Source organism: Streptomyces sp. NPDC091292 (genome assembly GCF_044757265.1).
Taxonomy (GTDB): domain Bacteria; phylum Actinomycetota; class Actinomycetes; order Streptomycetales; family Streptomycetaceae; genus Streptomyces.
In genome coordinates, this window is the sequence record NZ_JBIVUQ010000003.1 from 150302 (window position 1) to 176500 (window position 26199).

17 protein-coding genes are annotated in these 26199 nt (G+C 69.6%); 7 read left to right on the top strand and 10 right to left on the bottom strand.

All coding sequences use genetic code 11. From position 1 onward, the window contains the following. Positions 1 to 55: 55 nt before the first annotated feature. Entirely contained in the window at positions 56 to 1174 is a 1119-nt protein-coding gene (locus ACIQNU_RS12050; RefSeq protein WP_401364680.1) for a hypothetical protein, read from the bottom strand. A 103-nt stretch (positions 1175 to 1277) separates the two neighbouring features. Between ACIQNU_RS12050 and ACIQNU_RS12055 the strand changes: the two genes are divergently transcribed. Then, the gene (locus ACIQNU_RS12055; protein WP_401364683.1) at positions 1278 to 2432 is read left to right on the top strand and encodes a cystathionine gamma-synthase; all 1155 of its coding nucleotides are present in this window, start codon (positions 1278 to 1280) and stop codon (positions 2430 to 2432) included. A gap of 33 nt (positions 2433 to 2465) precedes the next feature. On the opposite strand, the gene ACIQNU_RS12060 is transcribed toward ACIQNU_RS12055, so the two are convergent. From ACIQNU_RS12060 to ACIQNU_RS12070, 3 genes are all read right to left on the bottom strand, one after another. Continuing rightward, complete coding sequence (locus tag ACIQNU_RS12060) at positions 2466 to 2720, bottom strand: hypothetical protein (RefSeq protein WP_401364686.1); 255 nt, start codon at positions 2718 to 2720, stop codon at positions 2466 to 2468. Then, a complete protein-coding gene (locus ACIQNU_RS12065) occupies positions 2717 to 3244 on the bottom strand; it encodes a sigma factor-like helix-turn-helix DNA-binding protein (RefSeq protein ID WP_401364689.1) in 528 nt (175 codons plus the stop codon). Before ACIQNU_RS12065 ends, ACIQNU_RS12060 begins: the two co-directional genes overlap by 4 nt. A gap of 115 nt (positions 3245 to 3359) precedes the next feature. After that, complete coding sequence (locus ACIQNU_RS12070) at positions 3360 to 3869, bottom strand: MarR family winged helix-turn-helix transcriptional regulator (RefSeq protein WP_401365607.1); 510 nt, start codon at positions 3867 to 3869, stop codon at positions 3360 to 3362. 150 nt (positions 3870 to 4019) lie between these two features. On the opposite strand from ACIQNU_RS12070, the gene ilvA reads away from it, so the two are divergent. The 3 genes from ilvA to ACIQNU_RS12085 all read left to right on the top strand — a co-directional run bounded on the left by ilvA (position 4020) and on the right by ACIQNU_RS12085 (position 7368). Further along, complete coding sequence (gene ilvA, locus ACIQNU_RS12075) at positions 4020 to 5261, top strand: threonine ammonia-lyase (protein ID WP_401364692.1); 1242 nt, start codon at positions 4020 to 4022, stop codon at positions 5259 to 5261. A gap of 230 nt (positions 5262 to 5491) precedes the next feature. Further along, positions 5492 to 6520 carry an ATP-binding cassette domain-containing protein gene (locus ACIQNU_RS12080; protein ID WP_401364695.1) on the top strand — a complete coding sequence of 343 codons (1029 nt, stop codon included), beginning with the start codon at positions 5492 to 5494 and terminating at the stop codon, positions 6518 to 6520. Then, complete coding sequence (locus ACIQNU_RS12085) at positions 6517 to 7368, top strand: ABC transporter permease (protein ID WP_401364698.1); 852 nt, start codon at positions 6517 to 6519, stop codon at positions 7366 to 7368. The genes ACIQNU_RS12080 and ACIQNU_RS12085 overlap by 4 nt, the downstream gene beginning before the upstream one ends. 86 nt (positions 7369 to 7454) lie before the next feature. Here ACIQNU_RS12085 and greA read toward each other — a convergent pair whose 3' ends face one another. Together greA and ACIQNU_RS12095 are read right to left on the bottom strand one after the other, a co-directional pair. Further along, complete coding sequence (gene greA, locus ACIQNU_RS12090; protein ID WP_401364700.1) at positions 7455 to 7952, bottom strand: transcription elongation factor GreA; 498 nt, start codon at positions 7950 to 7952, stop codon at positions 7455 to 7457. Positions 7953 to 8156: 204 nt separating this feature from the next. Next, on the bottom strand, positions 8157 to 8558 hold the full coding sequence (locus ACIQNU_RS12095) for a DUF4307 domain-containing protein (RefSeq protein ID WP_401364702.1): 402 nt from the start codon (positions 8556 to 8558) through the stop codon (positions 8157 to 8159). Positions 8559 to 8682: 124 nt separating this feature from the next. Here ACIQNU_RS12095 and mca point away from each other — a divergent pair, with 124 nt between their 5' ends. Both mca and ACIQNU_RS12105 read left to right on the top strand, forming a co-directional pair. Next, complete coding sequence (mca, locus tag ACIQNU_RS12100; RefSeq protein ID WP_401364705.1) at positions 8683 to 9564, top strand: mycothiol conjugate amidase Mca; 882 nt, start codon at positions 8683 to 8685, stop codon at positions 9562 to 9564. Next, on the top strand, positions 9557 to 9796 hold the full coding sequence (locus tag ACIQNU_RS12105; protein WP_401364707.1) for a hypothetical protein: 240 nt from the start codon (positions 9557 to 9559) through the stop codon (positions 9794 to 9796). Before mca ends, ACIQNU_RS12105 begins: the two co-directional genes overlap by 8 nt. A gap of 15 nt (positions 9797 to 9811) precedes the next feature. Here ACIQNU_RS12105 and ACIQNU_RS12110 read toward each other — a convergent pair whose 3' ends face one another. After that, positions 9812 to 13024: a tetratricopeptide repeat protein gene (locus ACIQNU_RS12110; RefSeq protein ID WP_401364710.1), complete on the bottom strand. Its 3213-nt coding sequence runs from the start codon at positions 13022 to 13024 to the stop codon at positions 9812 to 9814. A 230-nt stretch (positions 13025 to 13254) separates the two neighbouring features. Beyond that, positions 13255 to 16401 carry a DNRLRE domain-containing protein gene (locus ACIQNU_RS12115; RefSeq protein WP_401364713.1) on the bottom strand — a complete coding sequence of 1049 codons (3147 nt, stop codon included), beginning with the start codon at positions 16399 to 16401 and terminating at the stop codon, positions 13255 to 13257. A gap of 445 nt (positions 16402 to 16846) precedes the next feature. On the opposite strand from ACIQNU_RS12115, the gene ACIQNU_RS12120 reads away from it, so the two are divergent. Then, complete coding sequence (locus tag ACIQNU_RS12120) at positions 16847 to 24646, top strand: ricin-type beta-trefoil lectin domain protein (RefSeq protein ID WP_401364714.1); 7800 nt, start codon at positions 16847 to 16849, stop codon at positions 24644 to 24646. A 645-nt stretch (positions 24647 to 25291) separates the two neighbouring features. Here ACIQNU_RS12120 and ACIQNU_RS12125 read toward each other — a convergent pair. Continuing rightward, positions 25292 to 25711, bottom strand: a complete 420-nt coding sequence (locus tag ACIQNU_RS12125; protein ID WP_401364716.1) for a PIN domain nuclease — start codon at positions 25709 to 25711, stop codon at positions 25292 to 25294. Continuing rightward, the gene (locus tag ACIQNU_RS12130) at positions 25711 to 25953 is read right to left on the bottom strand and encodes a type II toxin-antitoxin system VapB family antitoxin (protein WP_401364718.1); all 243 of its coding nucleotides are present in this window, start codon (positions 25951 to 25953) and stop codon (positions 25711 to 25713) included. Before ACIQNU_RS12130 ends, ACIQNU_RS12125 begins: the two co-directional genes overlap by 1 nt. Between the last annotated feature and the right edge of the window lie 246 nt (positions 25954 to 26199).

A 26199-nucleotide genomic window follows, 5' to 3' on the forward strand; every position in this document is an offset into this window, starting at 1 on the left:
GACCGGGAATTCCTTGCCTCACGTCGCCCGCCCGCCGCCCGGTGGGCCCGCTCCGTCACTGCGGCAGCGTCGCCGGGCTCCCCCCGTTCGCCTCGTAACCCGCCACCGCCAGCGCGCGGTACACCGCGTAGTCCGCCGCCGGGTCCTCCGCGACGGTCCACGGCAGGGCGCCCACGTGGCCGTCGACGTGCACGAGCTGGTTCATGGCCTCGCCCCAGCGCTCGGAGCGGACCAGGAAGAACAGGAGCAGATGGCGGACGTGGGCGAGCATGGGGTCGCCGGGGCGGGCCGTGTGGACCGCGTAGAGGGCGCCCTCGATCGCGTTGCGCACGACCTCGCTCTCGTAGAACCCGCGTACCAGCGTGATCTCCGGCAGATGCTCGTACACCGCGAAGAGGGGGAGGGCCGCGAGGAGGGAGCCCTGCGGGGCCCTGGCGGCTGCCGCCTCCGCGAAGCTGTACGCCACCTCGCGGGAGCCGAGCCACTTCTCGCACCAGTAGTGCAGCGCGGCGAGATGCGCCCCCATGTGCGCGGGCGCGCGGTCGAGGATCTTCAGCCACAACTGCTCGAACTCCTCGCGCGAATACGCGAGCCCGCGCGCGATGGACAGCTCGATGATGTACGGGACGGGGTCGCCGGGGGAGAGGAGGGCTGCCTCACCGCAGGCCGTACGGGCCTCCTCCAGGATGATCCGGAACTCGTCCGTCCCGGGCGTCGACGTCCGCCACGCCTGCTGGACCAGGAACTCCGCGTGCACGGCGGCGCCCCCCGCGTCCTTCGGGGCCTCGGCCCGCCAGACCCGCAGCCACTGCCCACCGGGGCTCTCACTGACCCCGCCGGGCCGCTGCCGCAGTTCGAGCGAGGCGGCGCCCGCGAACGCCTGCACCCGCTGCCACCGCTCCTCGCCCCGGATGTCGGTGCCCGCGAGGAGCTGCGACGCGGCGCGCCAGTCCTGGCCGCGCTGCACCACGTCCAGCACGTCCTCCAGGTCCTGGTCGGGTCCCGGCATCCGCACGTCCAGCTCCTCCTGGCGCGCGAAGCCGTAGTTCGCGGGGTCCGCGGCGTCCGGCGCACCCGGATGGGCCAGCCGGATCCCGCTGCGCCTGCGCAGCATCATCGGTCCGATGACCGCACCCAGCATCACCACGGCGATGAGCACCCAGAGAATCTCCATGCGTCAAGCGAACCAGACGGGTCCGACAATTGGCGAACCCGTCACATGACTAGGTATCCCACCGGTGCTCACCAGGCCCTTCCCCGCACTACCCTCGGTGCCCATGAGCGACTCGCACAACATGCACGCCTTCGAGACCGTCGCGATCCACGCGGGCAACACCGCGGATCCCCTGACCGGCGCGGTCGTCCCGCCGATCTACCAGGTGTCCACCTACAAGCAGGACGGCGTCGGCGGTCTGCGCGGCGGCTACGAGTACAGCCGCAGCGCCAACCCGACGCGGACCGCCCTGGAGGAGAACCTCGCCGCCCTGGAGGGCGGGGTCCGCGGACTCGCGTTCGCGTCGGGGCTCGCCGCCGAGGACTGCCTGCTGCGGACCCTGCTCGGCCCCGGCGATCACGTCGTGATCCCCAATGACGCGTACGGGGGGACGTTCCGGCTGTTCGCGAAGGTCGTCGCCCGGTGGGGCGTCGAATGGTCCGTCGCGAACACCAGCGACCCGGCGTCGGTACGGGCCGCGATCACGCCGAAGACCAAGGCGATCTGGGTCGAGACGCCGTCCAACCCGCTGCTCGGCATCACGGACATCGCCGTACTCGCGCAGATCGCGCGCGAGGCGGGCGTCCGGCTCGTCGTCGACAACACCTTCGCCAGCCCCTACCTCCAGCAGCCCCTGCTGCTCGGCGCCGATGTCGTCGTGCACTCGCTGACGAAGTACATGGGCGGCCACTCGGACGTCGTCGGCGGCGCGCTCGTCGTGAACGACGCGGCGCTCGGCGAGGAGCTGGCGTACCACCAGAACGCGATGGGCGCGGTCGCCGGACCGTTCGACGCGTGGCTGGTGCTGCGTGGCATCAAGACGCTCGCCGTGCGCATGGACCGGCACAGCGAGAACGCGGCCCGTGTCGCCGAGATGCTGACCCGCCACGCGCGCGTGACGCGCGTGCTGTACCCGGGGCTGCCGGACCACCCGGGGCACGAGATCGCCGCGAAGCAGATGAAGAGCTTCGGCGGGATGGTGTCGTTCCAGGTCGAGGGCGGTGAGGAGGCGGCCGTCGCGGTGTGCGACCGGGCGAAGCTGTTCACGCTCGGCGAGTCCCTGGGCGGCGTCGAGTCCCTGGTCGAGCACCCGGGCCGGATGACGCACGCGTCGGTCGCGGGGTCCGCCCTGGAGGTACCGGCCGACCTGGTCCGACTCTCCGTGGGCATCGAGTCCGCCGACGACCTCCTCGCGGACCTTCAGCAGGCGCTCGGCTGACGCGCCCCACCTGACGAGCCCACCCGAGGGCTCCTACCAGCCCGTGAGTGGTGGAGTCGTGTCCGACGGCGGCTCCACCCACGGCCGGGCGAGCGACGCCCACACCACGAACGCCACCACGGCGACGGCCAGCAGGAACCACAGGAGCCGGCGCAGCGCCGTACGCCGCCGCAGCATGCGCGCGCCGCGCCGGACCGCGTCCCCGTACAGCTCGGGCGGTACGGCGGGCTGCTGCCCGTCCTCCATGAGGCGCCGTACGGCGTGCTCCTTGCGCTCGGTCCCGCTCATGACGGCGCCACCTTGGGTACGACGGCCGCCGCACCCCGCGGCGGATGCAGCAGCGTCGTCATCGCGCGCGTGCAGATCGCCCGGACCCGCTCCACGGGCAGCGCGAGCAGAGCGGCCGTCTGTTCCTCGGCCACCCCCTCGTACAACCGCAGCACGAGGACGAGCCGCTCCTGCGGGGTGAGCCGGGCCAGCACCCCGCCCGGCTCCGTACCGGCCGGGCGCCCGCCGTACCGGCTGATCCAGGCCACGCGCGCGAGGCCGTGCTCGTGCCACGCCCCGCGCGCGAAGCGGACGGCGAGCTGCTGACGCGCGCGGTCGTACGGGTCCTCGCCGCGCAGCCGGTCCCAGCACGCGTAGGTGTGCGCGAGCGCGTGGGTGAGCAGGCGCCGCGCGCGCGGGTTGGCGTCGGGGGGCTCCGCCGTGAGCAGCGTCGCGGCGTGCAGCAGCCGCCCTGCCGCGCCCGCGACGAACGCCTGGAACTCCCGGGCCCGGCGGGCGTCCTGGGACGCGTGCCGTTGTCGCACCGTGCCTCCCCCGAAGAGACAGCCTCGATCTATCTCATATGAGGCCAGGGACCGGTTCCGGTCAAGAGCGCGGCGCGGGCCTTGGCAAGAGTGCGGTGCGAGCGGTACGGGCGGGTCAGGACGCGGGAGCGTCCTCCGCGCCGGGCGTCGACTGCGTGGCGGCCTGGCGCGCGGAGAGCGCGGTGTTGAAGCGCGTCAGGAGCGCGCAGAACTGTTCGCGTTCCGCCGGTTCCCAGTCCTCCGTCAGCCGGGCCATCAGCTCCCGCCGCGAGGAGCGCACCTCGTCCAGGCGGCCCTGACCGCGCGGGGACAGTTGGAGGACGACCGCGCGGCCGTCCTCGGGGTGCGACGTCCGCTTCACGAGCCCGGTGTCGACCAGCGGGGCGACCTGCCGGGTCACCGTCGAGGAGTCGATGCCCATGCTCGCGGCGAGCGCCTTGACGCCCATCGGGCCTTCCTTGTCGAGGCGGTTGAGCAGCAGATACGCGGCGCGGTCCATGGAGTTGCGCACCTGCCCGACCCCGCCGAGCCGGGTCTGTTCGGCACGGCGGGCGAAGACGGCCACCTCGTGTTGCAGCGCGTCGAGAAGGCCGGTGTCGCCGGAGGTCGTCATGTCCATCGACATTTCAGGTGTTGTGGGCATGGCCGGAGGCTCACTTCATGCGTGGGGAAAAGGTGGGGGACAGAGTACGCGGCCGGGACGCTGGTCGTACCGGCGCTGCGCAAACAGATCACGCGGCCTGAGACGTGCCGTGTGAGCTGCGAGACTTGCGTCATGAGCTACCGCACGGCTGACTCCTTTCCCCGCGTGACACCGCCCGTCACCCTCGATGACGTACGCGGCGCGGCCAAGATGCTCGCGGGCGTCGCGCGGATGACCGCGATGGAGGGCAGCAGGCACCTGTCCGCGCTGGTGGGAACCCCTGTCCACCTCAAATGCGAGAACCTTCAGCGCACGGGTTCGTTCAAACTGCGCGGCGCGTACGTACGGATCTCGGGGCTGCTGCCCGAGGAGCGGGCCGCCGGTGTGGTGGCCGCGAGCGCCGGGAACCACGCCCAGGGCGTCGCGCACGCGTCGTCACTCCTCGGCGTCCGCTCGACCGTGTTCATGCCGGTGGGCGCACCTCTGCCGAAGGTGGCGGCCACCCGCGAGTACGGCGCGGAGGTGAGGCTGCATGGTCAGGTCGTCGACGAGACACTGGCCGCCGCGCAGGAGTACGCCGCCGAGACGGGCGCCGTGTTCATCCATCCGTTCGACCACCGGGACGTCATCGCGGGCCAGGGCACGGTCGGCCTGGAGATCCTGGAGCAGTGCCCCGAGGTGCGGACCGTCGTCGTCGGCCTGGGCGGCGGCGGGCTCATCGCGGGCGTGGCGGTCGCGGTGAAGGCGCTGCGGCCCGACGTGAAGGTGATCGGGGTGCAGGCGGCGGGTTCGGCCGCGTATCCGCCCTCGCTCGCGGCCGGGCACCCGGTGTCGATCGACGCCCCCGTGACGATGGCCGACGGCATCAAGGTGGGGCGCCCCGGTGATCTGCCGTTCCGGATCGTCCAGGAGCTGGTGGACGAGGTGCGGACGGTGTCGGAGGACGCCCTGTCGCGGGCGCTGCTGCTCTGTCTGGAGCGGGCCAAGATGGTCGTCGAGCCGGCGGGGGCCAGCCCCGTGGCGGCGTTGATGAGTGACCCGGGCTCCTTCGAAGGGCCGGTCGTCGCGATCCTGTCGGGCGGCAATGTCGACCCGGTCCTGATGGAGCGCGTGCTGCGGCACGGCATGGCGGCGGCGGGCCGCTACCTCGCGGTACGGCTGCGCCTGACCGACCGGCCCGGGGCGCTCGCGACGCTCCTGGGGGTGTTGTCAGTGGTGGACGCTAACGTCCTCGACGTGAGTCATGTACGGACCGACCCGCGGCTCGGGCTCACGGAGGCGGAGGTGGAGTTGCACCTGGAGACGAAGGGGCCCGAGCACTGCGCCGAGGTCGGCGCCGCGCTCCGGGACGCGGGGTACACGGTCATCTCCTGAGGGCGGTCTTGGAGTACGGCACCGGATTTCGCCGGGCAGTCGGTCTCGATCGAACGGCATCGCAGCAGGTGAGAGCGTTCCGCTTCCCGCACGGGAAAACCCGTTGTAGAGACGCGATGTATCGCGTTATGGTGTGTCTCTCGTCACCTGCTTTCCGTCCTTTCCGTATGTCCGTACCGAGTCGCCCGGCACCCGGGTGACCGGGTGACCCAACACCTGGGAGAAGTCACATGCCAGGCGCCATCTACGCCGAGGGTCTGGTGAAGACCTTCGGCGACGTAAGGGCTCTGGACGGCGTCGATCTCGATGTCCCCGAAGGCACCGTCCTCGGCCTCCTCGGGCCGAACGGCGCGGGCAAGACCACCGCGGTCCGCTGCCTGACCACCCTGCTGCGCCCCGACAGCGGCACCGCCGTCGTGGCGGGCATCGACGTCGTCAAACACCCCAACGAAGTCCGCCGCTCCATCGGCCTGTCCGGCCAGTTCGCCGCCGTCGACGAATATCTGACGGGCCGCGAGAACCTTCAAATGGTCGGCCAGCTCTACCAGTTGAAGGCGAAGGCGGCCAAGGCGCGCGCGAGCGAACTCCTGGAGCGCTTCGGACTCGCGGACGCCGCCGACCGGCCCGCGAAGACGTACTCCGGAGGCATGCGCCGCCGCCTCGACCTCGCCGCCGCACTGGTGGTGTCCCCGCCCGTGATGTTCATGGACGAGCCCACCACAGGGCTGGACCCACGCAACCGCCAGGGCCTGTGGGAGGTCATCCAGGAACTCGTCGCCGGCGGCACCACCCTGCTGCTGACCACGCAGTACCTCGAAGAGGCCGACCACCTGGCGCACGACATCTGCGTCGTCGACCACGGCCGCGTCATCGCGCGCGGCACCTCCGACCAGCTCAAGGCCCGCACCGGCGGCGAGCGCGTCGAGGTCGTGGTGCACGAGCGCGAGCAGATCGCCACCGCGTCCGAAGTGCTCGCCGGATTCGGCAAGGGTGAGGTCGCCGCCGAACAGCACACCCGCAAGCTGACCGTCCCGGTCACCGGCGGCGCCAAGCTGCTCGCCGAGGTCATCCGCGAGCTGGACACCCGGGGCGTCGAGATCGACGACATCGGACTGCGCCGCCCCACCCTGGACGACGTCTTCATCTCCCTCACCGGCCATGGCGCCGAGGAGGCGGGCACCGAGACCGACGACCCGGGCGGCCGGGACTCCAAGAACCGCAAGGACAAGGGCAAGGCCAAGAAGGAGACGGACCAGTGACCGCAGTGACCGACATCGCGAAGGTCGGCGCGCCCCAGGGCTCCGGAGGCATCGGCCAGTCCGTCCGGGACTCCCTCGTCGTCGCCCGGCGCAATCTGATCCGGATGACCCGTATCCCGGAGATGGTCATCTTCGGGCTGATCCAGCCGATCATGTTCGTGGTGATGTTCACCTATGTGTTCGGCGGGTCGATGAACATCGGCGGCTCCACCGACTCGGGTGTGTACACCGAGTTCCTGATGGCCGGCATCTTCGCGCAGACCGTCACCTTCGCCACCGCGGGCGCGGGCGCCGGAATCGCCGACGACATGCACAAGGGCCTCATCGACCGCTTCCGGTCGCTGCCCATGGCGCGCGGCGCCGTCCTCACCGGGCGCACCCTCGCCGACCTCGTCCAGACCGCGCTGACCGTCCTGGTCCTCGCGATCGTGGCGCTGCTCGTCGGCTGGCGCACGCACACCAGCATCGGCGAGGTCCTCGGCGGCTTCGCGCTGCTGCTCCTGCTCGGCTATGCCTTCACCTGGATCGGCGCCCTCATCGGCCTGTCCGTACGCACCCCGGAGGCGGCCACATCGGGCGGACTGATCTGGCTCTTCCCGGTCACGTTCGTGTCGAACGCGTTCGTGGACTCCAGCCAGATGACCCCGTGGCTGCGGCATGTCGCCGACTGGAACCCGTTCAGCGCGACCGTGCAGGCGTGCCGGGAGCTGTTCGGCAACCCGGGCGTGGTCGACTCGTCGGCCTGGCCCATGCAGCACCCGGTGTGGGCGTCCCTGATCTGGTCCGTCCTGATCATCGTGGTCTTCCGGACCCTCGCGGTCCGCAAGTACCGCAACGCCACGGCCTGACCGGCACCCGTATACGCCGATGCCCCCGCGCCCTCAGAAGAGGACCGGGGGCATCCGCGTACAGGCGATACGGATATACGCGCTGCTCAGGCCGAGTAGGGCTTCGCGTCGAGGATCTTGACCGAGGCGAGCTTGCCGTTCGGCAGTTCGTACGCCGCGTCCTCGCCGACCTTCTTGCCGTTCACGCCCGCGCCGAGCGGGGACTGCGGCGAGTAGGTCTCGATGTCGGCGCTCGCGTACTCGCGCGAGGCCATGAGGAACGTCAGGGTGTCGTCCTCGTCGCCGTCGAAGGCGATCGTCACGACCATGCCGGGCTCGACGATGCCGTCGTCCGCGGGGGCCTCGCCGACCTTGGCGTTCTCCAGGAGCTGGGTGAGTTGGCGCACGCGAAGCTCCTGCTTGCCCTGCTCCTCCTTGGCCGCGTGGTACCCGCCGTTCTCGCGCAGGTCGCCCTCCTCACGCGCCGCCTCGATCTTCTTGGCGATCTCGGTGCGCGCGGGACCAGACAGATACTCCAGCTCGGCCTTGAGCTGGTTGTACGCCTCCTGGGTCAGCCAGGTGACGTTGTCGCTGGTCTGGGTCACAGGTGCTCCTCGTAGGTACTGGGAATACAAAGCATCGCCCTACCCAGAAGATTGTGCGTTCACGGGTGGGCGAAACCACGAGCCTAACAATTCCGGCGCCGAAGGGGGAGGACATAAGCCATCAGACTTGCGTCAACGCAGGTCAGCCCGGATCCGGCGACAAAAGGGACCGGCCGGCCCGTACCTGCCCAGGCCGGAGGCCGCTCAGTCGGTGTGGCAGCCCAGCAACTCGGCGCTCGTGCCGCGCTTGGTGGTGATGAGCGTGACGACCTGGTCGATCCGGTCCGTGTCCTGGTCGAAGCGGAAGTCCGCGCGGCCCACCTCGGCACCGTTCTCGGCCTGCGACCGCACGGTGCAGTAGCCCCGGGCCCCGGCGTCCTTGCGGACCTCCAGATGCACCTCGACCGCCTTGTCCGAGACCACCTTGAACTTGATCACCTCGGCGCTGATCTTCTGTCCGCCGACGTAGTCCCAGCCGATCCAGCCGACGACACCCAGCACCAGGACGCCGAGGACCGCGCCCACGATCTTGAGCTTCCGGTCGGCGCGAGCGTCGGCCGACCGCCCGTAACGGCCCTCGGGCAGCTGTTCGCGGACCGCGCTCATGATCGTCCTCTCGCCCTCGGAAACGGGGACAGGGGCCCCGGAATTATTGGCCCCCCGATTCGGTCACTATAGGAGTCGCCCATCGCGCCGGATCACACGGGCGCCGAATCACGAGGATCGAGTCTTGACTGAGCAGCTGCGACTGATGGCGGTGCACGCCCACCCCGACGACGAGTCGTCGAAGGGCGCCGCCACCATGGCCAAGTACGTGTCCGAGGGGGTGGACGTGCTGGTCGTGACCTGCACGGGCGGGGAGCGCGGCTCCATCCTCAACCCGAAGCTTCAGGGGGACGCGTACATCGAGGAGCACATCCACGAAGTACGCAAGAAGGAGATGGACGAGGCGCGCGAGATCCTCGGCGTCGAGCAGGAGTGGCTCGGATACGTCGACTCGGGGCTGCCCGAGGGCGACCCGCTGCCGCCGCTGCCCGAGGGGTGCTTCGCCCTGGAGGACGTGGACGAGGCCGCGGGGCGGCTGGTGCGGAAGATCCGGGAGTTCCGTCCGCAGGTCGTCACGACCTACGACGAGAACGGTGGCTATCCCCACCCCGACCACATCATGACCCACCAGATCTCGATGGTGGCGTTCGCGCACGCGGCGGACACCGAGAAGTACCCCGAGGACCGGTTCGGGCCCGCGTACCAGCCGCTGAAGCTGTACTACAACCAGGGCTTCAACCGGCCGCGCACCGAGGCGCTGCACGAGGCGATGCTGTCGCGGGGTCTGGAGTCGCCGTACGGGGACTGGCTGAAGCGGTGGGACGAGTTCGAGCGGGTCGAGCGGACGCTGACCACGCACGTTCCGTGCGCCGACTTCTACGAGATCCGTGACAAGGCGCTCATCGCGCACGCCACGCAGATCGACCCCGAGGGGGGCTGGTTCCGGGTCCCGATGGAGCTGCAGAAGTCCGTGTGGCCCACCGAGGAGTACGAGCTGGCAAAGTCTCTGGTCGATACCTCCCTCCCCGAGGACGACCTCTTCGCGGGCATCCGCGACAATGCCTGACATGAGCGCAAGCGCAAGCCTGGCAGTGGCCCAGCTCGTCCCCCTCGCGAAAGAGGTGGACGAGAACAAGGTGACCCCCGGTGTCCTCGGCTTCATCGTCTTCGCGGTGATGGCCCTGGCGGTGTGGGGCCTGATGAAGAGCATGAACCGGCACATGGGCAAGGTCTCCTTCGAGGAGACCCCGCCCAAGGACGACGCGGCGCCCGGGGCGGCGAAGACCAGCCAGGGGTGACTGCCGGCTCGCCGGCTAGTGCGATGTCGTCGGCAGTGGTACGCCCATGATTTCCCTTGCCTGGCGGCCTGGGACCATGCCCAGGCGCCAGGCCGGCCAGCCCTGCTCCAGGGGTACGCCGCGTTCCAGGAGGAGCGCGAACGCCTCCGCGTAGTCGTCCAGCTTGCCGTCCCGTGCCGGGTGCCGGGTGCGCAGGAGCTGGGCCAGCTCCTCCTGGGCGACCGCCGTACCGACCTCGGTGCCGCCCGGTGACGCGTACGGCAGCAGGGTGCAGCGCAGGAAGTGCGCCCAGTCCTCGCCGCGCCGGTCCCCGTACGTCGCGAACAGCGCCGCCGCCTCGTCGCACAGCGTGAGCGCCTGCTGCGGGCGGAGGTTGCCCGCGTCGACCACGGCGAGTTCCAGACAGGTCCACGCCTCGCCGTGGGCGACGCCGATGCGCTGGAAGTCCGCCCGTGCGTCCACCAGGAGCTGGCGCGCGAAGCCGCTGTTGCGGAGCGAGCCCGTCTGGGCGGCGCGCTGGTCGCGGGTGACCCGGGCCGAGTGGTGCCGGGCGCAGGCCAGGCCGTAGACGTCGCGCATGCGCGAGAACATCGTCCGGGACCGCTCCAGCTCGCGGACCGCCTGGTCGAGGTTGCCGGTCTCCTCCAGGGCCTGCCCCAGGTAGTACGCGGACCACGCCTCGCCGCGCGCGTCCTCGTTGTCCCGGTGCCGCGACACCGCCTGGCGCAGTCCGTCGACGGCGGCCGACGGGTCGCCGTGCACCAGCCGGGCCCGCGCGAGCTGGGTCAGCGCCCACGCCTCACCGCGCGCGTCGCGGGTGCGCCCGTACAGATCGAGCGCCGCGCGCAGCTCCGTCTCCGCGCGCGGTACGTCGCCCATCCGCAGGCAGACCTGGCCGAGCTGGAAGTGCGCCCACGCCTCGCCGTGCACGGACTCGCTGTCGCGGTGCAGGTCGAGCGCTGTCGCGAGGAGCCGCAGCGCCTCCGCGAGGTGGGCCCGGTCCCGTTCGACGGCGGCGAGCGCGTGCAGGGTCCACGCCCGGTCGGCGGCCAGCGCGTCGGACGCCTGGAGGTCCAGCGCCTCCCGCAGCTTGGTCGCCGCCTCCGTGAGATTGCCCTGGTGGTGCAGCGTGATGCCCAGCGAACACAGGGCGCGCGCCGCGCCCGCCTCGTGGTGCGCCTCGAAGTACAGGTCGACCACCGACGACAGCGTGGTGCGCGCCTTGTCCAGCTCACCGAGCTGCCGGGCGGCGATACCCGTACGCCACTGGACGGACCGTACGAGAAGGCCCTGGTCGACGGCCTGGGTCAGCTCGCTGATCTCGCCGAGGCGGTACAGGTCGCCGCGCAGCAGGCAGTAGTCGCACAGCGCGCCCAGGAGGTTCAGGACGGCGCCCTGGTCGACGCCCTCCGCGTGCCGCAGGGCCGCGGTGATGAAGCTCGACTCGTCGTCCAGCCAGCGCAGGGCCGCGTCGAGCGAGGTGAACCCGTGCGGTCCGACGCGGTCCGCGCGGGTCGATGTCTTGCCGTCCACGAGGCGGATCACCGAGTCGGCCAGCTCGGCGTAGCTGACGATGAGGCGTTCCTGCGCGGCCGTGCGCTCGGCCGGCTCCTCCTCGTCCAGGAGTCGGGCCTGGGCGAAGGCGCGTACGAGGTCGTGCAGGCGGTAGCGGCTGCCGCGTACGTGGTCGATGAGGCCGGCGCGGCTGAGGGCCGTGAGGTGCCGGGCCGCCTCCGGTTCGTCCGTCGCGAGGAGCGCCGACGCCGCCGCGGCCCCGAGCGAGGCGCGCCCGGCGAGGGCCAGCCGCCGCAGGAGCCGCCGCGCCTGCTCGGACTGGTCGGAGTAGCGCAGCCACAGCACCCGTTCGACGGGTTCGACCGGGCCGTACGCCGCGAGGTCGGTGGCGAGTTGGCGCGGGGTGCGCGGGCCGAGCGACGAGCCCGCGACCCGCAGCGCGAGGGGGAGTCCGCCGCACAGCTCGCGGATACGGTCCGCCGCGTCCGCGTCGTACGGCCCGGACGCGTCCTGGGCCGCCGCCTTCAACAGCTCCTCCGCGCCGGCCTCGTCCAGCGCCTCCACCGGGAGCTGGTGCACCCAGGCCGGCAGGTCGGCGGGGAGGGTGAGCGGGGAGCGGGCGGTGACCAGGACCAGGCTCTCCGAGCGCTCGGGGACGAGGGTGCGCACCTGCGCGGCGTCGCTCGCGTCGTCCAGCACGATCGTCACGGGCAGCCCGGTCAGATGCTGGTGGTACAGCTCGCTGAGCCGCCGGACCTGCTGGTCCTGGGACGACCGCTCACGGAAGAGCAGTTGTTCGCGCGGGGCGCCGAGCCGGTTGAGCAGGTGCAGCAGCGCGTCGCGGGTCGACAGCGGCGGGGACTCCGGGCTGTCGCCGCGCAGGTCCACCACGCAGGCGCCCTTGAACTGGTCCCGCAGATGGTGCGCCGCGTGCACGGCGAGCGTGGAGCGGCCGGAGCCGGGCGCGCCGTGCAGCACCACCACCGTCGGGCGGGTCTCGGTGGAGGCGCGCGCCGCGTGCACCCACTGCGCGATCCGCGTCAGCGCGGGCCGCCGCCCCGCGAACGGGCCGTCCGGCTCCGGGAGTTGACCGAAACTCTGCTCCAGGACCGTACGTCTGCGGGCCGCCGCGCTCTTGTCCGTACGGCGCAACTGCGGGGGTGTCTTCTTCGCGCCGCCGCCCCCGGTCGCCGCGGTGAGGACGCGCTGCTGGTCCAGGAACGGCCGGATGCCGCGTACCTCCAGCGCCGTCAGCCACTGGAGCCTCAGCTGTTCCGGGCCGCCGGGCTGGTTGCGGGCGCCCGCGCGGCGGCTCGCGGCCGGCAGGTGCGAGGCCGTCACCTTCGCCACGGTCGTCGCCGCGCCGGCCACCGCGACGGTCGCCCCCGCGCCGACCGCGACCCCGGGTCCGGTGCCGAGCGCCAGGTCCGCGACGCACGCGGCGACCGCGGCCACCGCCGTGACCAGCAGCGGAGTCCCGGCGCCCTCGCGCGCGTACCGCTGCCCGAACGTCAGTTGTCCGGCCTCCGCGTCGTCGAGTGCCTGGGTGTAGGCCGCGTACTCCTCGGCCGCGGCCTGCGCCATCGTGTCCAGCGCGCCGCGCGCCCGGCTCATCAGGACGGAGCCGTCGGTCCGCCCGCCCGACCGGCGCACCTCCTCCTCGACGGCCCGCCCCAACAGCCCCTCGGCATCAGCCCGATGGCCGTCCCGCATGTCATGTCCCCCTCCAGCAGCAAAGGTTCAGAGCCCAAGTGTCCTGCGTACGGGGGCTGAGCGCGAGGGCGTCCCGGGATCGGGGGTGTCGATGGCGAGGATGGCCGATCTGCGGCGGTGCGGGCGGACGAGGAGGAACGGCCGGCGGAGACGGCCGAGTTGGCGGGGATGGCAGAGACGGTGGAGACGACGCCCGGTCGTCTCCACCGTCTCGGAAAGCAGACGGTTACTCAGCCGAGAGCTTTCACCGTCCTCCAGTCAAGGTTCAGCACGATCTTGACCGGACTGTTCGTGTTCGTTCTCGACGGGTGGTAGATCCGCATCTGTCCGTCCGCCCCGAATCGTGCCCAGATGTCCGGGATGCCGTCGTTGTTGACGTCCGGGATGCCGAGGGCGGTGGTGACGTTGGCCTCGGTCCAGGTGGTGCCGTAGGCGACATCGCCGTTCTTGGAGTTGGCCGCCAGCATGATGGATTCCAGGTCCACGCTGCCCGTGGCCGCGCCCGCTTTGCCGTGGCGGACGTACATGTTGCCGTTGTCCAGGTTGCGCCAGAGCAGGTCGGGGACGTTGTCGCCGTCGATGTCGGCGACGTTCACGATGTCGCGGCGGGCCCAGGCGTCGGCGTTCATGAGGGTCGCCGTCTCGAAGCTCGCCCCGGTGTAGCCGGAGAGCGTCCAGAACGCCATGCCGGCTCGCAGGACGAGGTCGGGATGCTTGTCGCCGGTGATGTCGCCGACGGCCTTGATCTGGGTCCAGGTCGAGGGCGCCGGAGCGTTGGCGGGCAGCCGGATCCTCATCCGCTTGTCGACGTCGAAACTGCCGTACCCGTCACCCGGGTAGAGCCGGAACACGCCGTCGGGGGCCACCGCGAAGAGGTCCGTGATGCCGTCGCCGGGGTAGGCGTCCCCGTAGTGGGTGATCAGGGCGGACTTGCCGGTGCCCGAGTCGTACCAGTGGTCCGCCGGGTCCAGCTTGCCGTCCGTGGAGTAGGCGGCGTCCTGGCATTCGTTGAGTTCGCCGTCGATGCTGCCGGGGCAGTTGATGAGCTTGCCGCTCGCGTCCACGACCAGCAGGTCGGGCATGCCGTCACCGGTGGTGTCACCGGGACCGTCGCCCGTCGCGCTCGGCGGCACGTAGAACGTGTAGTTGGTGACCTTGCTCTTGTTGCCGAGCGCGTCATAGGCGTACACGTTCAGCACGTTGGGGCCCGCGTGCGGCGGTTTGAGGTCGCGGACGGTGGCGGTGCCGCCGGTGGCGCCGATGTCCTTCGAGCCCAGCCCGTCGATGGTGTACGAGAACTTGCTCGCACCCTCGGAGGTGAAGGTGACCGCACCCGTCGAGGGGAACTTCACCGTCGCCCAGGTCGCCCCGTCGTCGGTGGCCTCAAGGAAGACGTCGCTTTCCACGGTCGGCGGCGGTGGGGCCGACCCGTCGACAGTGATCCGGCACCGGTTGCCGCTGGTCGGGTAGTACGCGGTGACCAGGCCCCCGGAGTCCTCCGCGCGGACGTCCCAGTAGTAGAGACCCTTGTCCACGAGCGTGCTCGACGGGATGGTCAGCGTGCCCTTGCCGCTGCTCAGGCTGGTGACGAGGGTGCCGGCCGGGGTCGCGTCGCCCGCCTTCCAGAAGCGGAAGCGCAGCCCCTTCAGGTTGCCGTCGGGGTCGGAGGACTTCGCCGACAGGACCACGTTGGTCTTGCCGACGGTCACCCCGGCCGTGCTGGTGTTGCAGGTACCGCCCGGGGCGCTGGAGACGCTGCTGGGCACGGCGGGCGGCCGGTTGTAGTCGACTTCGAGCGTCGCCGATGTCGCCCTGAACTTCCGCCAGGTGTAGGTATCGCTCTCACTGGTCGCCTGCATCCCGAAGGTGATGTTCGACCAGCCGCCGTCCGCGCCCTTCTGCGCCGCGGACTTCACGGTGAACGACTCGTACGCGTCGGGGCAGGCGGACGACCAGCCGTGCGCGAACGACTTCCGCTGGATCTCGAAGGAGTTGGTCGGCTTCTTGTTCCACGTCGTGCCCGAGGAGATCGCCCCGGTCTGCCAGAGCTGGAACTGACGCTCGTCGCAGTTCCAGGAGTGGTTGTTGAGCACCTTGAAGTACGCCGAGGTGACGGTCGCGCCCTTCAGGCTGCTGCTGAAGTTCATCCGCCAGTAGGAGCGGGCCGTGCCGTTCGTGTCCTTCTCGTGGCCGACGCGGGCGTCCGATGTGCCCGAGCTGAAGTTGGTGCCGTTCCAGAAGCTGGTGTTCGGGTACGGCTTGTAGGCCACCGTCCACGCCAGCCACCCCGCGTTGAGCGTCGGGTCGACGAACACCGGGAACAGGGCGTCGGGGTCGCTGAGCAGGCCGGTCTTGCCGACCTTCACATCGATGCGTGCCGTCCCCGTACCGTCGCCTGCCAGGCTCATCGGCGCCACCGCCTGCCGGGACCCCGGCTCGATCCCGCTCAGCCCGGACAGCTTCAGCACATCGGCCGGTGTGGCCACCGAGGTGCGGGGCTCGCCTTCGCCCGGGGGCAGTTCCACGTCACGGCCGCTGGAGTCCCAGGCGAACGGCGTGGGGATGGAGCCGATCTCCTTGCCGGAGCCGTCAAGGACCTGGACGCGGCCCGCCGTCCCGTCGTGGCGGAAGGTCGCCGTCGAGGACTTCAGCCCGTACGACAGCGTCTCCAGCGCGGGGTTCTGCGCGGCCTCGCGGTCCTTGACGATGAGCAGTTGTGCGAAGCCGCCCTCCTCCTTCGCGACCAGCAGCATGTCGACGCCGGGCAGCACCTCGGAGTAGAGGGCGCGCGGCCCGTCGAGCACCGGCTCGGGCAGCTCGCCGGGCCAGGTGTACACGACGGTGTGGCCCTGGATGACGGTCTTGGCCAGCACGGTCTCACCGGACGCGGCCGACGCCTCCGACCGGGTCTCCTCGGAGAGTGTCCGAGGGCCCGTCAGGGGGCCGCGCGCGGACGAGCGGTCCGCCCGGTCCTTGGTCGTCCTGCCGGAGAAGACCAGTGGTACCGCCGGGTTGACCGGCCGTATGCCGTCCTTGGTGCGGCGCAGCCGGTTGTCCACCGGCGCCCACTTCCCGGAGGCGTCCTTCGCCCGCTTCGGCGCCGCGGTGATCTGCGTGTGCAGCTTGCCGTCCGGCCGGGCCCAGGTCATGGCGGTGGGGGTGGTCTCCGTGTCGACGACCACCCGCTTGCCGGTGCGCCTGGCCTCGGCCGCGGCGGCGGCCTCGTCACGCGGACCGGTGGCGGCCGGGCGGGCGTCGGTCTTCTCGCGTGCTTGGGGAGTTGGCGGGGGATCGGCGTGCCACCAGGGCAGCAGGGCAGCGGTCAGGGCGGCCAGCACCAGGCCGAGGGTGAGGGTCAGCCGGGTGCGCGTGCGCACGAAGGGACTGAGAAAACGAGGCGGCGCGGACACGGCGGTCTCCCGTGTGGTCCAAGCGGATCAGGACATGAGCGCGCACACCATGGCACGGCTTCTTCACATCGTCTACGCGCAAAGACCTTTATGAATTCGCAATGAAGGCCGGGCTGCCCGCCGGTCGGCGGGTCGCGAATGTTGATCTTGCGGCTTTTGGTCACCGGTTATGTGTTCACGCGGTTGGATTTTCGATGATCTCTCCTGCCGGTGTGGAGAATTGGTGATTAGTCACTCAACATCCCGTGATGCAGGTCTCAAAAGGACTCTTTCCATCCGCTTCAACGGCCTTGATCCTTCACCGGTGATGACGGAGGGTCCGGACCATCTCTGTTGTTGCATCGCCTGGGTGGAGTCGACGCGTATGCGTGCTCAAGGTCCACTGTCATGGCTGGGGTCCGGACGCCTCACCATGACGGAGTCACAACGACGGCGCCGGCGGCTCGGCCGCGTGGTGACCGTCCTCTTGTTGTCCTCGACGCTGACCGTGACGAGCCTGGGCTCGGGCGCGTGGGCGATACCCGGTCCCGGCATGAGCCGCTCGGTCGAGCTGCCCGAACTGCCCAAGAACACGGCCGTCGACGGTGACGAGGAGGCCGACAAGAGCCTCACCACCGCCCCCGAGGTCCCCGTCGACCCGTACGCGCCGACCGCCGTCACCCCCTGGAACGAGGACAGCGGCGTCGCGACGCTGACAGCGGACACCGCGCCGGGCACCACCGTGCCGGTCGAGGATCTGCCGATCGCCGTCGGTGTGCCCGAGGGCGCCGACCCGGCCGCACTCGCCGGGGACTGGAAGGTCGACCTGGCCCCGCCCGCCACCTCCCAGGACACCGGCGTCTCCGGCATGATCATGCGGGTCACCCCGCCGGCCGGCGCCGACCCGGCCGCGCAGGTCGCGCTCGCCGTCGACACGACCGCCTTCGCCGATCTCTACGGTCCCCAGGCGGCCGACCGCTTCGGCCTGATGCTGCTGCCCGACTGCGTCCTGGACGCCCCCGACACCGGCGACTGCGCCGCCGACGGCGGGACGACGACCCTCTCGGGCAAGAGCGACGCGCGGCCGGAGCGACTGCGCAGCACGATCGAGCTGGTCCCGGCGGGCGAGGCACCCACCCGCTCCCCGGCCGCCAAGAAGGCCGCCACGCGCAAGATCCTCTCCGGCTCGGTGCCGGTCGCCGGCCTGCTGGGCGACGACACGAAGGCGACCGACTCCGGTGCCTCGGCCCGTACGGCCGCCCTTTCCGCCGTCGACGCCTCCGGCCCCCAGGTCGTCGGCGCCCTCGACACCGGCTCCTCCGCCGCCGGCGACTACACCGCCGCCCCCCTGCTCTCCTCGGGCTCCTGGTCGGCCGGCTCGTCCTCGGGCGCCTTCACCTACGGCTACCAGATCCAGGTCCCGGAGGCGCCCGGCGGCCTCACGCCGAAGGTGAATCTCGCCTACTCCTCGCAGTCGGTGGACGGCCGCACCTCCGCCTCCAACAACCAGGCGTCCTGGATCGGCGACGGCTGGGACTACAACCCGGGCTCGATCACCCGCACCTACGCCAACTGCCGCGAGGACTCCAAGAAGGCGGGGTCGAACAACAAGACCCACCGCACTGCCGACCTGTGCTGGGGCTCGGAGAACGCCACCCTCTCCCTCGGCGGCACGACCACCGAACTGGTGTGGGCGGGCGGCACCTGGACGACCGCCAACGGCGACGGCTCCAAGGTCGAGCTGATCAAGGACCCGGCCACCGACAACGGCGCGCGGAACGGCGAGTACTGGGTCGTCACCACGCGCGACGGCACGAAGTACCACTTCGGCAAGCACAAGCTCCCCGGCTGGACCTCCGGTCAGCCGGTCACCGACTCCGTCCTGACCGTGCCGGTGTACGGCAACCACGAGGGCGAGGACTGCTACAAGGCCGGTGACTGGGCGGGCTCCTGGTGCACCCAGGGCTGGCGCTGGAGCCTCGACTACGTCGAGGACATCCACGGCAACGCCATGTCCCTGTGGTGGCAGAAGGAGAAGAACCACTACGCCCGCAACTTCAACTTCAAAGCACCGGTCTCCTACGACCGGGGCGGCTGGCTCGACCACATCTACTACGGGCAGCGCAAGGACAGCGTCTTCTCCGCGACCGCCCCGGCCCGCGTCGGCTTCACGGTCGACGAGCGCTGCTACGCCGAGTCCACGCTGACCTGCTCGGAGGCGAACTTCAGCGACAAGGACCCGGGCAAGTACCGCATCTGGTACGACACCCCGGCCGACCTGCGCTGCCAGTCCGGAAAGAAGTGCTGGAACGCCGGCCCGTCCTTCTGGTCCCGCAAGCGCCTGGCCGAGATCACCACATCGGCGCAGCGGCGTACCGACACCACCGCCCGTCAGGTGGTGGACAAGTACACCCTCAAGCAGAGCTTCCCCGTCCTGAAGACCGGTCCGAACACCGCCCTGTGGCTGGAGTCGGTCCAGCGGACCGGCTTCGCCCGCCGCGGCTCCACGGACGACAGCGTCACCCTCAACGCGGTGCGCTTCGAGTCCAACGCCGAGGACATGCCCAACCGGGTCATGCGGCCGAACGACCCGCGCCCCGGCTTCTCCCGGCTGCGGATCTCACGCGTCATCAACGAGTACGGCGGCGAGACCGTCGTCACCTACAAACCTCCCACCGACGGGTGCGCCACGGGCACCGGCCTGCCCGGCAAGAAGGACACCGCGGACCTCAAGGCCAACGACCGCCTGTGCTACCCCGCGTTCTGGAACCCCGACCCCGAGGTCGAGGACATCGACTGGTTCCACAAGTACGTGGTGGACACCATCGAGGAACTTCCCAACGTCGACGGCGCGTTCGCGACCCAGACGGCCTACGCCTACAAGAACCCGGGCTGGAAGCTCGCCGAGGCGGAGTTCACCAAGAAGTCCACCCGCACCTGGTCCCAGTTCGCCGGTTTCGAGCAGACCGCGGTGATCACGGGCTCGGACGAGCCGTCGATCGGCAGCAAGAAGTCCAAGTCCGTCACCCGCTTCTTCCGCGGCATGGGCGACACCGTCCCGGTCAAGGACATCACCGGCGCGGAGATCGCCAAGGACCGCGAACCCTTCGCCGGCCGCATCGCCGAGGAACTCACCTACAGCAACGCCGGTGACGCGGACACCGACTGGCTCTCCCGCAGCGTCACCGTCCCCGAAGCCACCGAACTCGCCAAACGCGACCGCGACGACGGCCTGACCCCGCTGCGCGCCTGGCGCGTCACCGAGCCCGAGGAGATCGCGTACACCCGCTCCTCCGGCACCGGCGACGACAAGCGCACCCTGCGGACCGTCAGAACCACCACCACGTACGAGCCGACGCACGGCCTGCCCACCAGGGTCGAATCACTCGGCGACACCGGTAAAACGGGCGACGAGTCCTGCACCAGCCTGGAGTACGTCCACCAGACCGCCAAGAACCTGATCGGCCTGACCAAGCAGGTCCTGGTCTCCCCGACCACCTGCGCCGCTGCCGACTTCGGTGATCTGTCCACCCTGAGCGGCGCGACCCGCACCGCGTACGACGGCCAGAACTACGGGACCGCGCTCGGCGCCGGCACGCTCGGCGAGGCGAGCCAGACCTGGTCGCTGAACGGCACCGGAACCGGTTTCCAGCCCGGTCTCAGGACCGAGTTCGACGACGTCGGCCGTGTGGTCAAGCAGATCGATCCGGACGGGAATCCGGCCAGCATCACCTACGACCCGCCCAGCGGCCAGGTCTTCACGGTCACCGAGACCAACGCCCTCGGCCACTCCCAGAAGCAGGAGCTGGAGCCGGGCCGTTCGACCACTCTGAAGACCACCGACGCCAACAACCTGGTCAGCGAGGCGAAGTTCGACCCGCTGGGCCGCCTCAGCGAGGCATGGGCGGCGGGCCGCACCCCGTCGGACTCGGCCGTACCGGACTTCAAGGCCGTCTATACGATCCCGGCCTACGACCCGCAGAACCCGGACCGCAAACCGCCGTACATCACCACCGAGGCGCGCGGCCACGAGAACCGGATCGAGACCTCCGTCACCCTCTACGACGGCCTCGGCCGCGAACGGCAGACGCAGGAGGAGGCCGACGGCGGCGGCCACCTGATCACCGACACGCTCTACAACACCTCCGGCGAGGTCTGGCAGACCAACAACGCCTACCTCACCCACGAGGCGAAGTTCGGCGAACTGTTCGCCCCGCTCGCCGACACCGCCGTACCGAACATCACCCGCTACTCCTACGACGGCCTCGGCCGCGTCCTGGCGGAGACCCCGGTACTCAAGGTCGCCGACCCGGTGACGCAGGAGGCGTCCTCGCAGCCGGTCCCGGAGCGGGCCACCCGCTACGAGTACGGCCAGGACTGGTCGAAGGTGATCAACCCGACCGGCGCCTCGTCCTACCGCGTCTACACCGACGCCCTCGGCCGGACCTCCCGCGTCGACACCTTCAACCCGGAAGCGCCCGACGGCTTCACCTCGACGCGGTACGCGTACGACCGGCACGGCCGTCTGGACAACGCGACCGCCTCCACCGACACCAAGCACCCGTGGTCGTGGACGTACGACCACCGCGGCCGGCAGGAGACCGCCACCGACCCGGACTCGGGCACCAGCAAGACCACGTACGACACGTTCGACCGCCCGCTGACCACCACCAACGCGCGGGGCGTCACGGTCTGGAACGGCTACGACGTCCTGTCGCGGCCGACCGAGCAGCGGCTGAACGACGCGGGCGGCACGCTGCTGGCCGCGATGGACTACGACAAGGCGCCCGGCGGCAAGGGCATGCCGTACTCCGCGACCCGCTACACCGACAAAGAGGCGTACACCCAGAAGGTCAACGGCTACACCAAGGACTACCAGCCGACCTCGACCACGCTGACGCTTCCCCAGTCCATCAAGGACACCTGGGGCCTGGACACCTCGTACACGTACGACTACAAGTACAACGACACCGGCATGCTGGACGAGGCCACCCTCCCGAAGGCGGGGCGCTTCGACGCCGAGAAGCTGGTCGTCCGCTACAACGAGGACGGCAACCCCCTCTCCATCTCCGGCAAGGACTGGTACGGCGCCGAGACGGTCTACGACTCCTTCGGCCAGGTGCTCCGCTCGACCCTGGGTACCCAGCCGTACCGGGTGTGGACGCAGGCCCTGTACGACGAGTCCGGCGGTGAGCTGACGGAGCAGTCGGTCTACCGTGAGCAGACCGGCGACCAGAACGTGGTCACCGGCAACCTCGTCTCCAAGCGGGCCTACTCCTACGACCCGGCCGGAAACGTCACCTCGATCCGTGAGCACTCCACCGGGATCGCGGAGCGCCAGTGCTTCACGTACGACCCGCTGGGCCAGTTGAAGACGGCGTGGACGGCGAAGGACCAGACGTCGTGCACGGGCCCCAAGAACACCGACGGCACGCTCAACGTGGCGGCCGGGAAGGACAGTTCGGGTTTCTGGCAGGAGTACGACTACGACCTGGCCGGCAACCGCACGAAGCTGACCGAGAAGGACCTGACGGGCGCCACGTCCAAGGACGCGACGACCAGCTACGCCTACGGCAAGGCGGACGGCACCCAGCCGCACACCCTGACCAAGGTGTCGAAGACCTACACCACACCGCAGGGCGCGCAGGTCAAGGCCGAGGCGGAGCGCCTGTACGAGCTGACGGGTGAGACCAAGTCCATCACGTCCGTGCAGAACGGCGACAAGCAGGAGCTGTCCTGGACGTATGACGGACAGGTCGACCGGATCAGCGGCCAGGGCTCGGGCGGGAAGACCCCGTACGTGGGTCTGGCCGGCAAGTGCCTCGACCTGAAGGGCGGCCTCGCGGCAGCCGGGCAGGCCATCCATCTGTACCCCTGCTCCACGGTTCCGGGCCAGACCTGGCGCTTCACCCCGAGCCCGGGGCAGACGGATCGCGACCGGGGCGCCCTGTCCACCTACGACGACTGGTGCGTCCAGCCGGCCGGGAACACGGCGGGTTCGGCGGTCCAGTTGCAGAAGTGCGACGGTTCGGCGGCGCAGGAGCTGAGGCGTACGACGTCGGGTCAGCTGACGCATGTGCCCTCGGGTCTGTGTGTGGCGGTGAAGGACGCCAACTCGGCGAACTCGACCCCCACCGTCCTGGCGGCCTGCGACGCGACCAAGACGGAGCAGCTCTGGTACCCGCAGAACGACACCCGGCACATCTACGGCCCCGACGGTTCGCGTCTGCTGACGGTCCAGGGCAAGCAGGCCACCCTGCACCTCGGTGACACCGAGGTGACGATCGCGCAGGGCGGGGTCCTGATCAACACCCAGCGCACCTACTCCGCGCCGGGCGGGGCGGTGCTGCGGTACTCGTACGGCCAGGGCAACGAAACACTGGTCGCGCTCGCCGGCGACCACCAGGGCAGTACGTACGCCGAGGTCGCGCTCAACAGCAGCAACACGGTGCGTATCCGCAAGCAGGATCCGTTCGGGAACCAGCGTGGTACGAGCACGGTCGGCATCAACTACCAGTCCCATACGGGGTTCCTGGGTGCGACGCGTGACGACGCCTCGGGTTTCCAGCCCCTGGGGGCGCGGCTGTACGACCCGGTGGTGGGGCGATTCCTGTCCGCCGACCCGGTCGTGGACCTGAACGACGTACTCCAGTCGAACGGCTACGCCTACGCCCACAACAACCCGGTGACGATGTCCGATCCGACGGGTCTGGCGATCAGCCTGACGGCGTCGGAGCGGGCGGCGGCGCTGGCGGGCGCGGGGCTGTCGGCGGCACAGGTCGCGCAGGCACAGTCCATGATGGGCAAGTCGCTGACCTCGGTGATCCTGTCGGTCGCGTGGGAGACGCTGAAGGACTTCGTCGGCATCAATGACGCGATGGCGTGTTTCGGCGGCGACATGTGGTCGTGCGGCAGTCTCATCATCGGCGCGATTCCCTGGACGAAGCTCGGGAAGATCCCGTCGGTGCTGAAGGCCGTCAACCGCACGATCAAGGCCATCGAATCGTTCCGGGCCGCGAAGCGCGCGGCGGAGCTGGTGCTGAAGGCGGCGAAGTCCGCCGAAGCGGCGGCCCTCCGGGCGAAGAAGGCGGCGATCGAGAAGGCGAAGAGGGAAGCCGCCCAACGCGCGAAGAAGAAGGCAGCGGAACAGGCGAAGAGAATCGCCGACGCGGCGCTCGCCGCGAAGAAGAAGACCGGCAACGCCGTCCAGAAACAGGCCCAGGCGAAGGCGGCCCCGAAGGTCTCGACGAGTAAGCCGCCCGCCCGTGGCGGCGGGGGCGGCAGCTCGGCCAAGGGCAGCTCCAAGCCGGGCGGCAACTCCGGCGGATCGTCGCGCGGCAGCGGGGGCTCCAGCGGCAGCGGGGGCTCCGGCAAGGCCGAGAGCGGCGGGTCGTGCAACAGTTTCGTGCCCGGCACCAGGGTCCTGATGGCCGATGGCACCACCAAGCCGATCGAACAGATCAAGGCCGGCGACAAGGTCGTCGCGACCGACCCGAAGACGGGCGAACGACGGACCGAGACGGTCACCGCCGAGATCACCGGCAAGGGCGTGAAGCACCTGGTCAAGGTGGTGATCGATGTCGACGGAAAGAAGGGCAAGAAGACAGCCCAGGTCACGGCAACCGACGGCCACCCGTTCTGGGTCCCGGAACTCGGAGAGTGGATCAAGGCGACAGACCTCCGGTCGGGCCAGTGGCTGCGGACGAGCGCGGGCACGTACGTCCAGATCACGGCACTGGAACGCTGGACGGCCCAGACGAAGACCGTCCACAACCTGACGGTCAGTGATCTGCATACGTACTATGTGGTGGCGGGGCAGACGCCGGTCCTGGTTCACAACTGCGATGAGGACCCCCAGAGTGCTCCCGGGGGACAGAACGGCGCTGCCGTTAGCATCAAGCAGGTGAAGATGGCGTTGGGCCGAGCGGGCATGAGTGTTTCGGATTATGACATCGAGCACGTGCCGGAGATTTACACCGCTGGGGATGGTCTGCCGGCGTACGGGGAAAGTCCTCATGACGGTGGCGGAACTCCGTACCAGGGTTCACGAGGACGTCCGCTAATCAATATTTCAAATATGGGATTGGCTGACATGGATACGGCTGTGGCCACGATCTTCCACGAGATCTATCACCACCGGTCCTGGGCCAATTGGGGCGTGCCGGGGACAGAGGGTGCTGCTGAATCGTACGGCCAAGCCATGCTCGGCGTTTTCAGGCGAAGGACGGGTTAATGATTCAGGTAACGCGCTTCACTCCCTCGGAAATCGAGACACTCGGAAGAGATAGAAATTTCCTCCGAGACCAGTCGGAGTGGCTTTGTCCTTCGTGCGGAGAGGTTTCGGTTCGCACTTACCTGAGAAATACGCAACACGCGGATCGTCCTGCTGTGATCAGCTACACGTGGTGTGCTGCATGCCGCAAGATGTCTGGCTCAACCGGTCCTCTGCCACCCGGTCTGACCATTTCGGATCCATGGCGGGAGTTGGACCCAGCAGAATGGGAACAGTTCGACACGAGCCTGCCCAGGCTCTTCGCCAGGCTCGATCGGCTATGGGAGGCCGGCGTGCTGCCACAAAGCGTCGCCTGGACGCGGTAGTAGAGCGTCGATCATGCTCGCGGGAAGAATTTCCAGCGGAAGGTGGTACGACCTGGATGGCTGAGACAAGCTCAGATCCCACGTGCTGTTTCTGCTGTCTCGTCATTCGACGTAGTGAGGATCCGTTGGCCATGCGAATCAAAGTGGGCTCGCTAGTCGGCGAGGTCAGTCAAATTCTCTATGCACACTCGCACTGCTTTCGTGCCCGGTTGCATGAGGAGATTGATTTCTGGTGGGAATACTGAGGTAGCGGGCGACCGGGCCGCCGGAGACGCACCGTTCAGCGGTCGGCGCTGCCTGGTGGTACCACCCATTCGGCGGGCTGGCCGGTGAGGGAGGCGATCATCTCGAAGTCGCCGTCGTAGTGGAGGACCGTCAGCCGGTTCAGTTCCGCTGTGGCGGCGATGAGGAGGTCGGGCAGTGACAGTGCCCGGTGGAACCCCGCGTTGAGAGCGTGGCGCTGCACCTCCAGTGCGCGGGTGAAGGTGCCGTCGTCACTGGAAATGTAGTCGAAGGCGTGGAGCCAGGTGCTGATTCGCGTTGCCTCGGCGGTATCCCGGGCCGAGTGGATCATCTCGTACTCGGTGGGTTGGCAGACTGCGAGCAGATAGCGCTCGTGGAGAGGCTTCAGCACCTCTCTCACACCGGGCTTCGTCCAGCGTGCCAGAGCTGATTTGTCGATCAGAAAGCGGTCCTGCATCAGGCGGCCCGGCCGCCATCGCGCTTCAGGGTCCCGTCGGCATTGCGAGGACCGGTGCTCTCGATGATCTCGCTGAAGTCGAAGTCGCCGGCGTCCATGGCGTCGAAGCCCTCTTGCCGCAGGTGCCGCTTGACGGCGTCCTCCATGGCGAGCCGTACGGCCTGGGCTTTTGTCTTCGTGCCGAAGATGCGCATCGCCGCGGCGACCATGGTCTCATCAAGGTCGATCACTGTCCTTGCCATGTGCTGGTCTCCTCGGATGATCGGGTACGCCAAACGATATCACCTTGCCTTGAGTGGCGATATCGTTTGGTGTTCTTCCGTGGGTTCGCCGGAGCGCCTGCGGAACGGGGTCGGCTGGAGTGCCAGCCACTGTTTCTCGGATCCCTCGACGCGAGTGGGGTGTTGGGGTCAGGCGGTCGGCACGGGTCGTGGTGATACGGCGATTGCGGAGTGGGATCGGATGAAGCCTGCCTCGTGGTGCGCGAT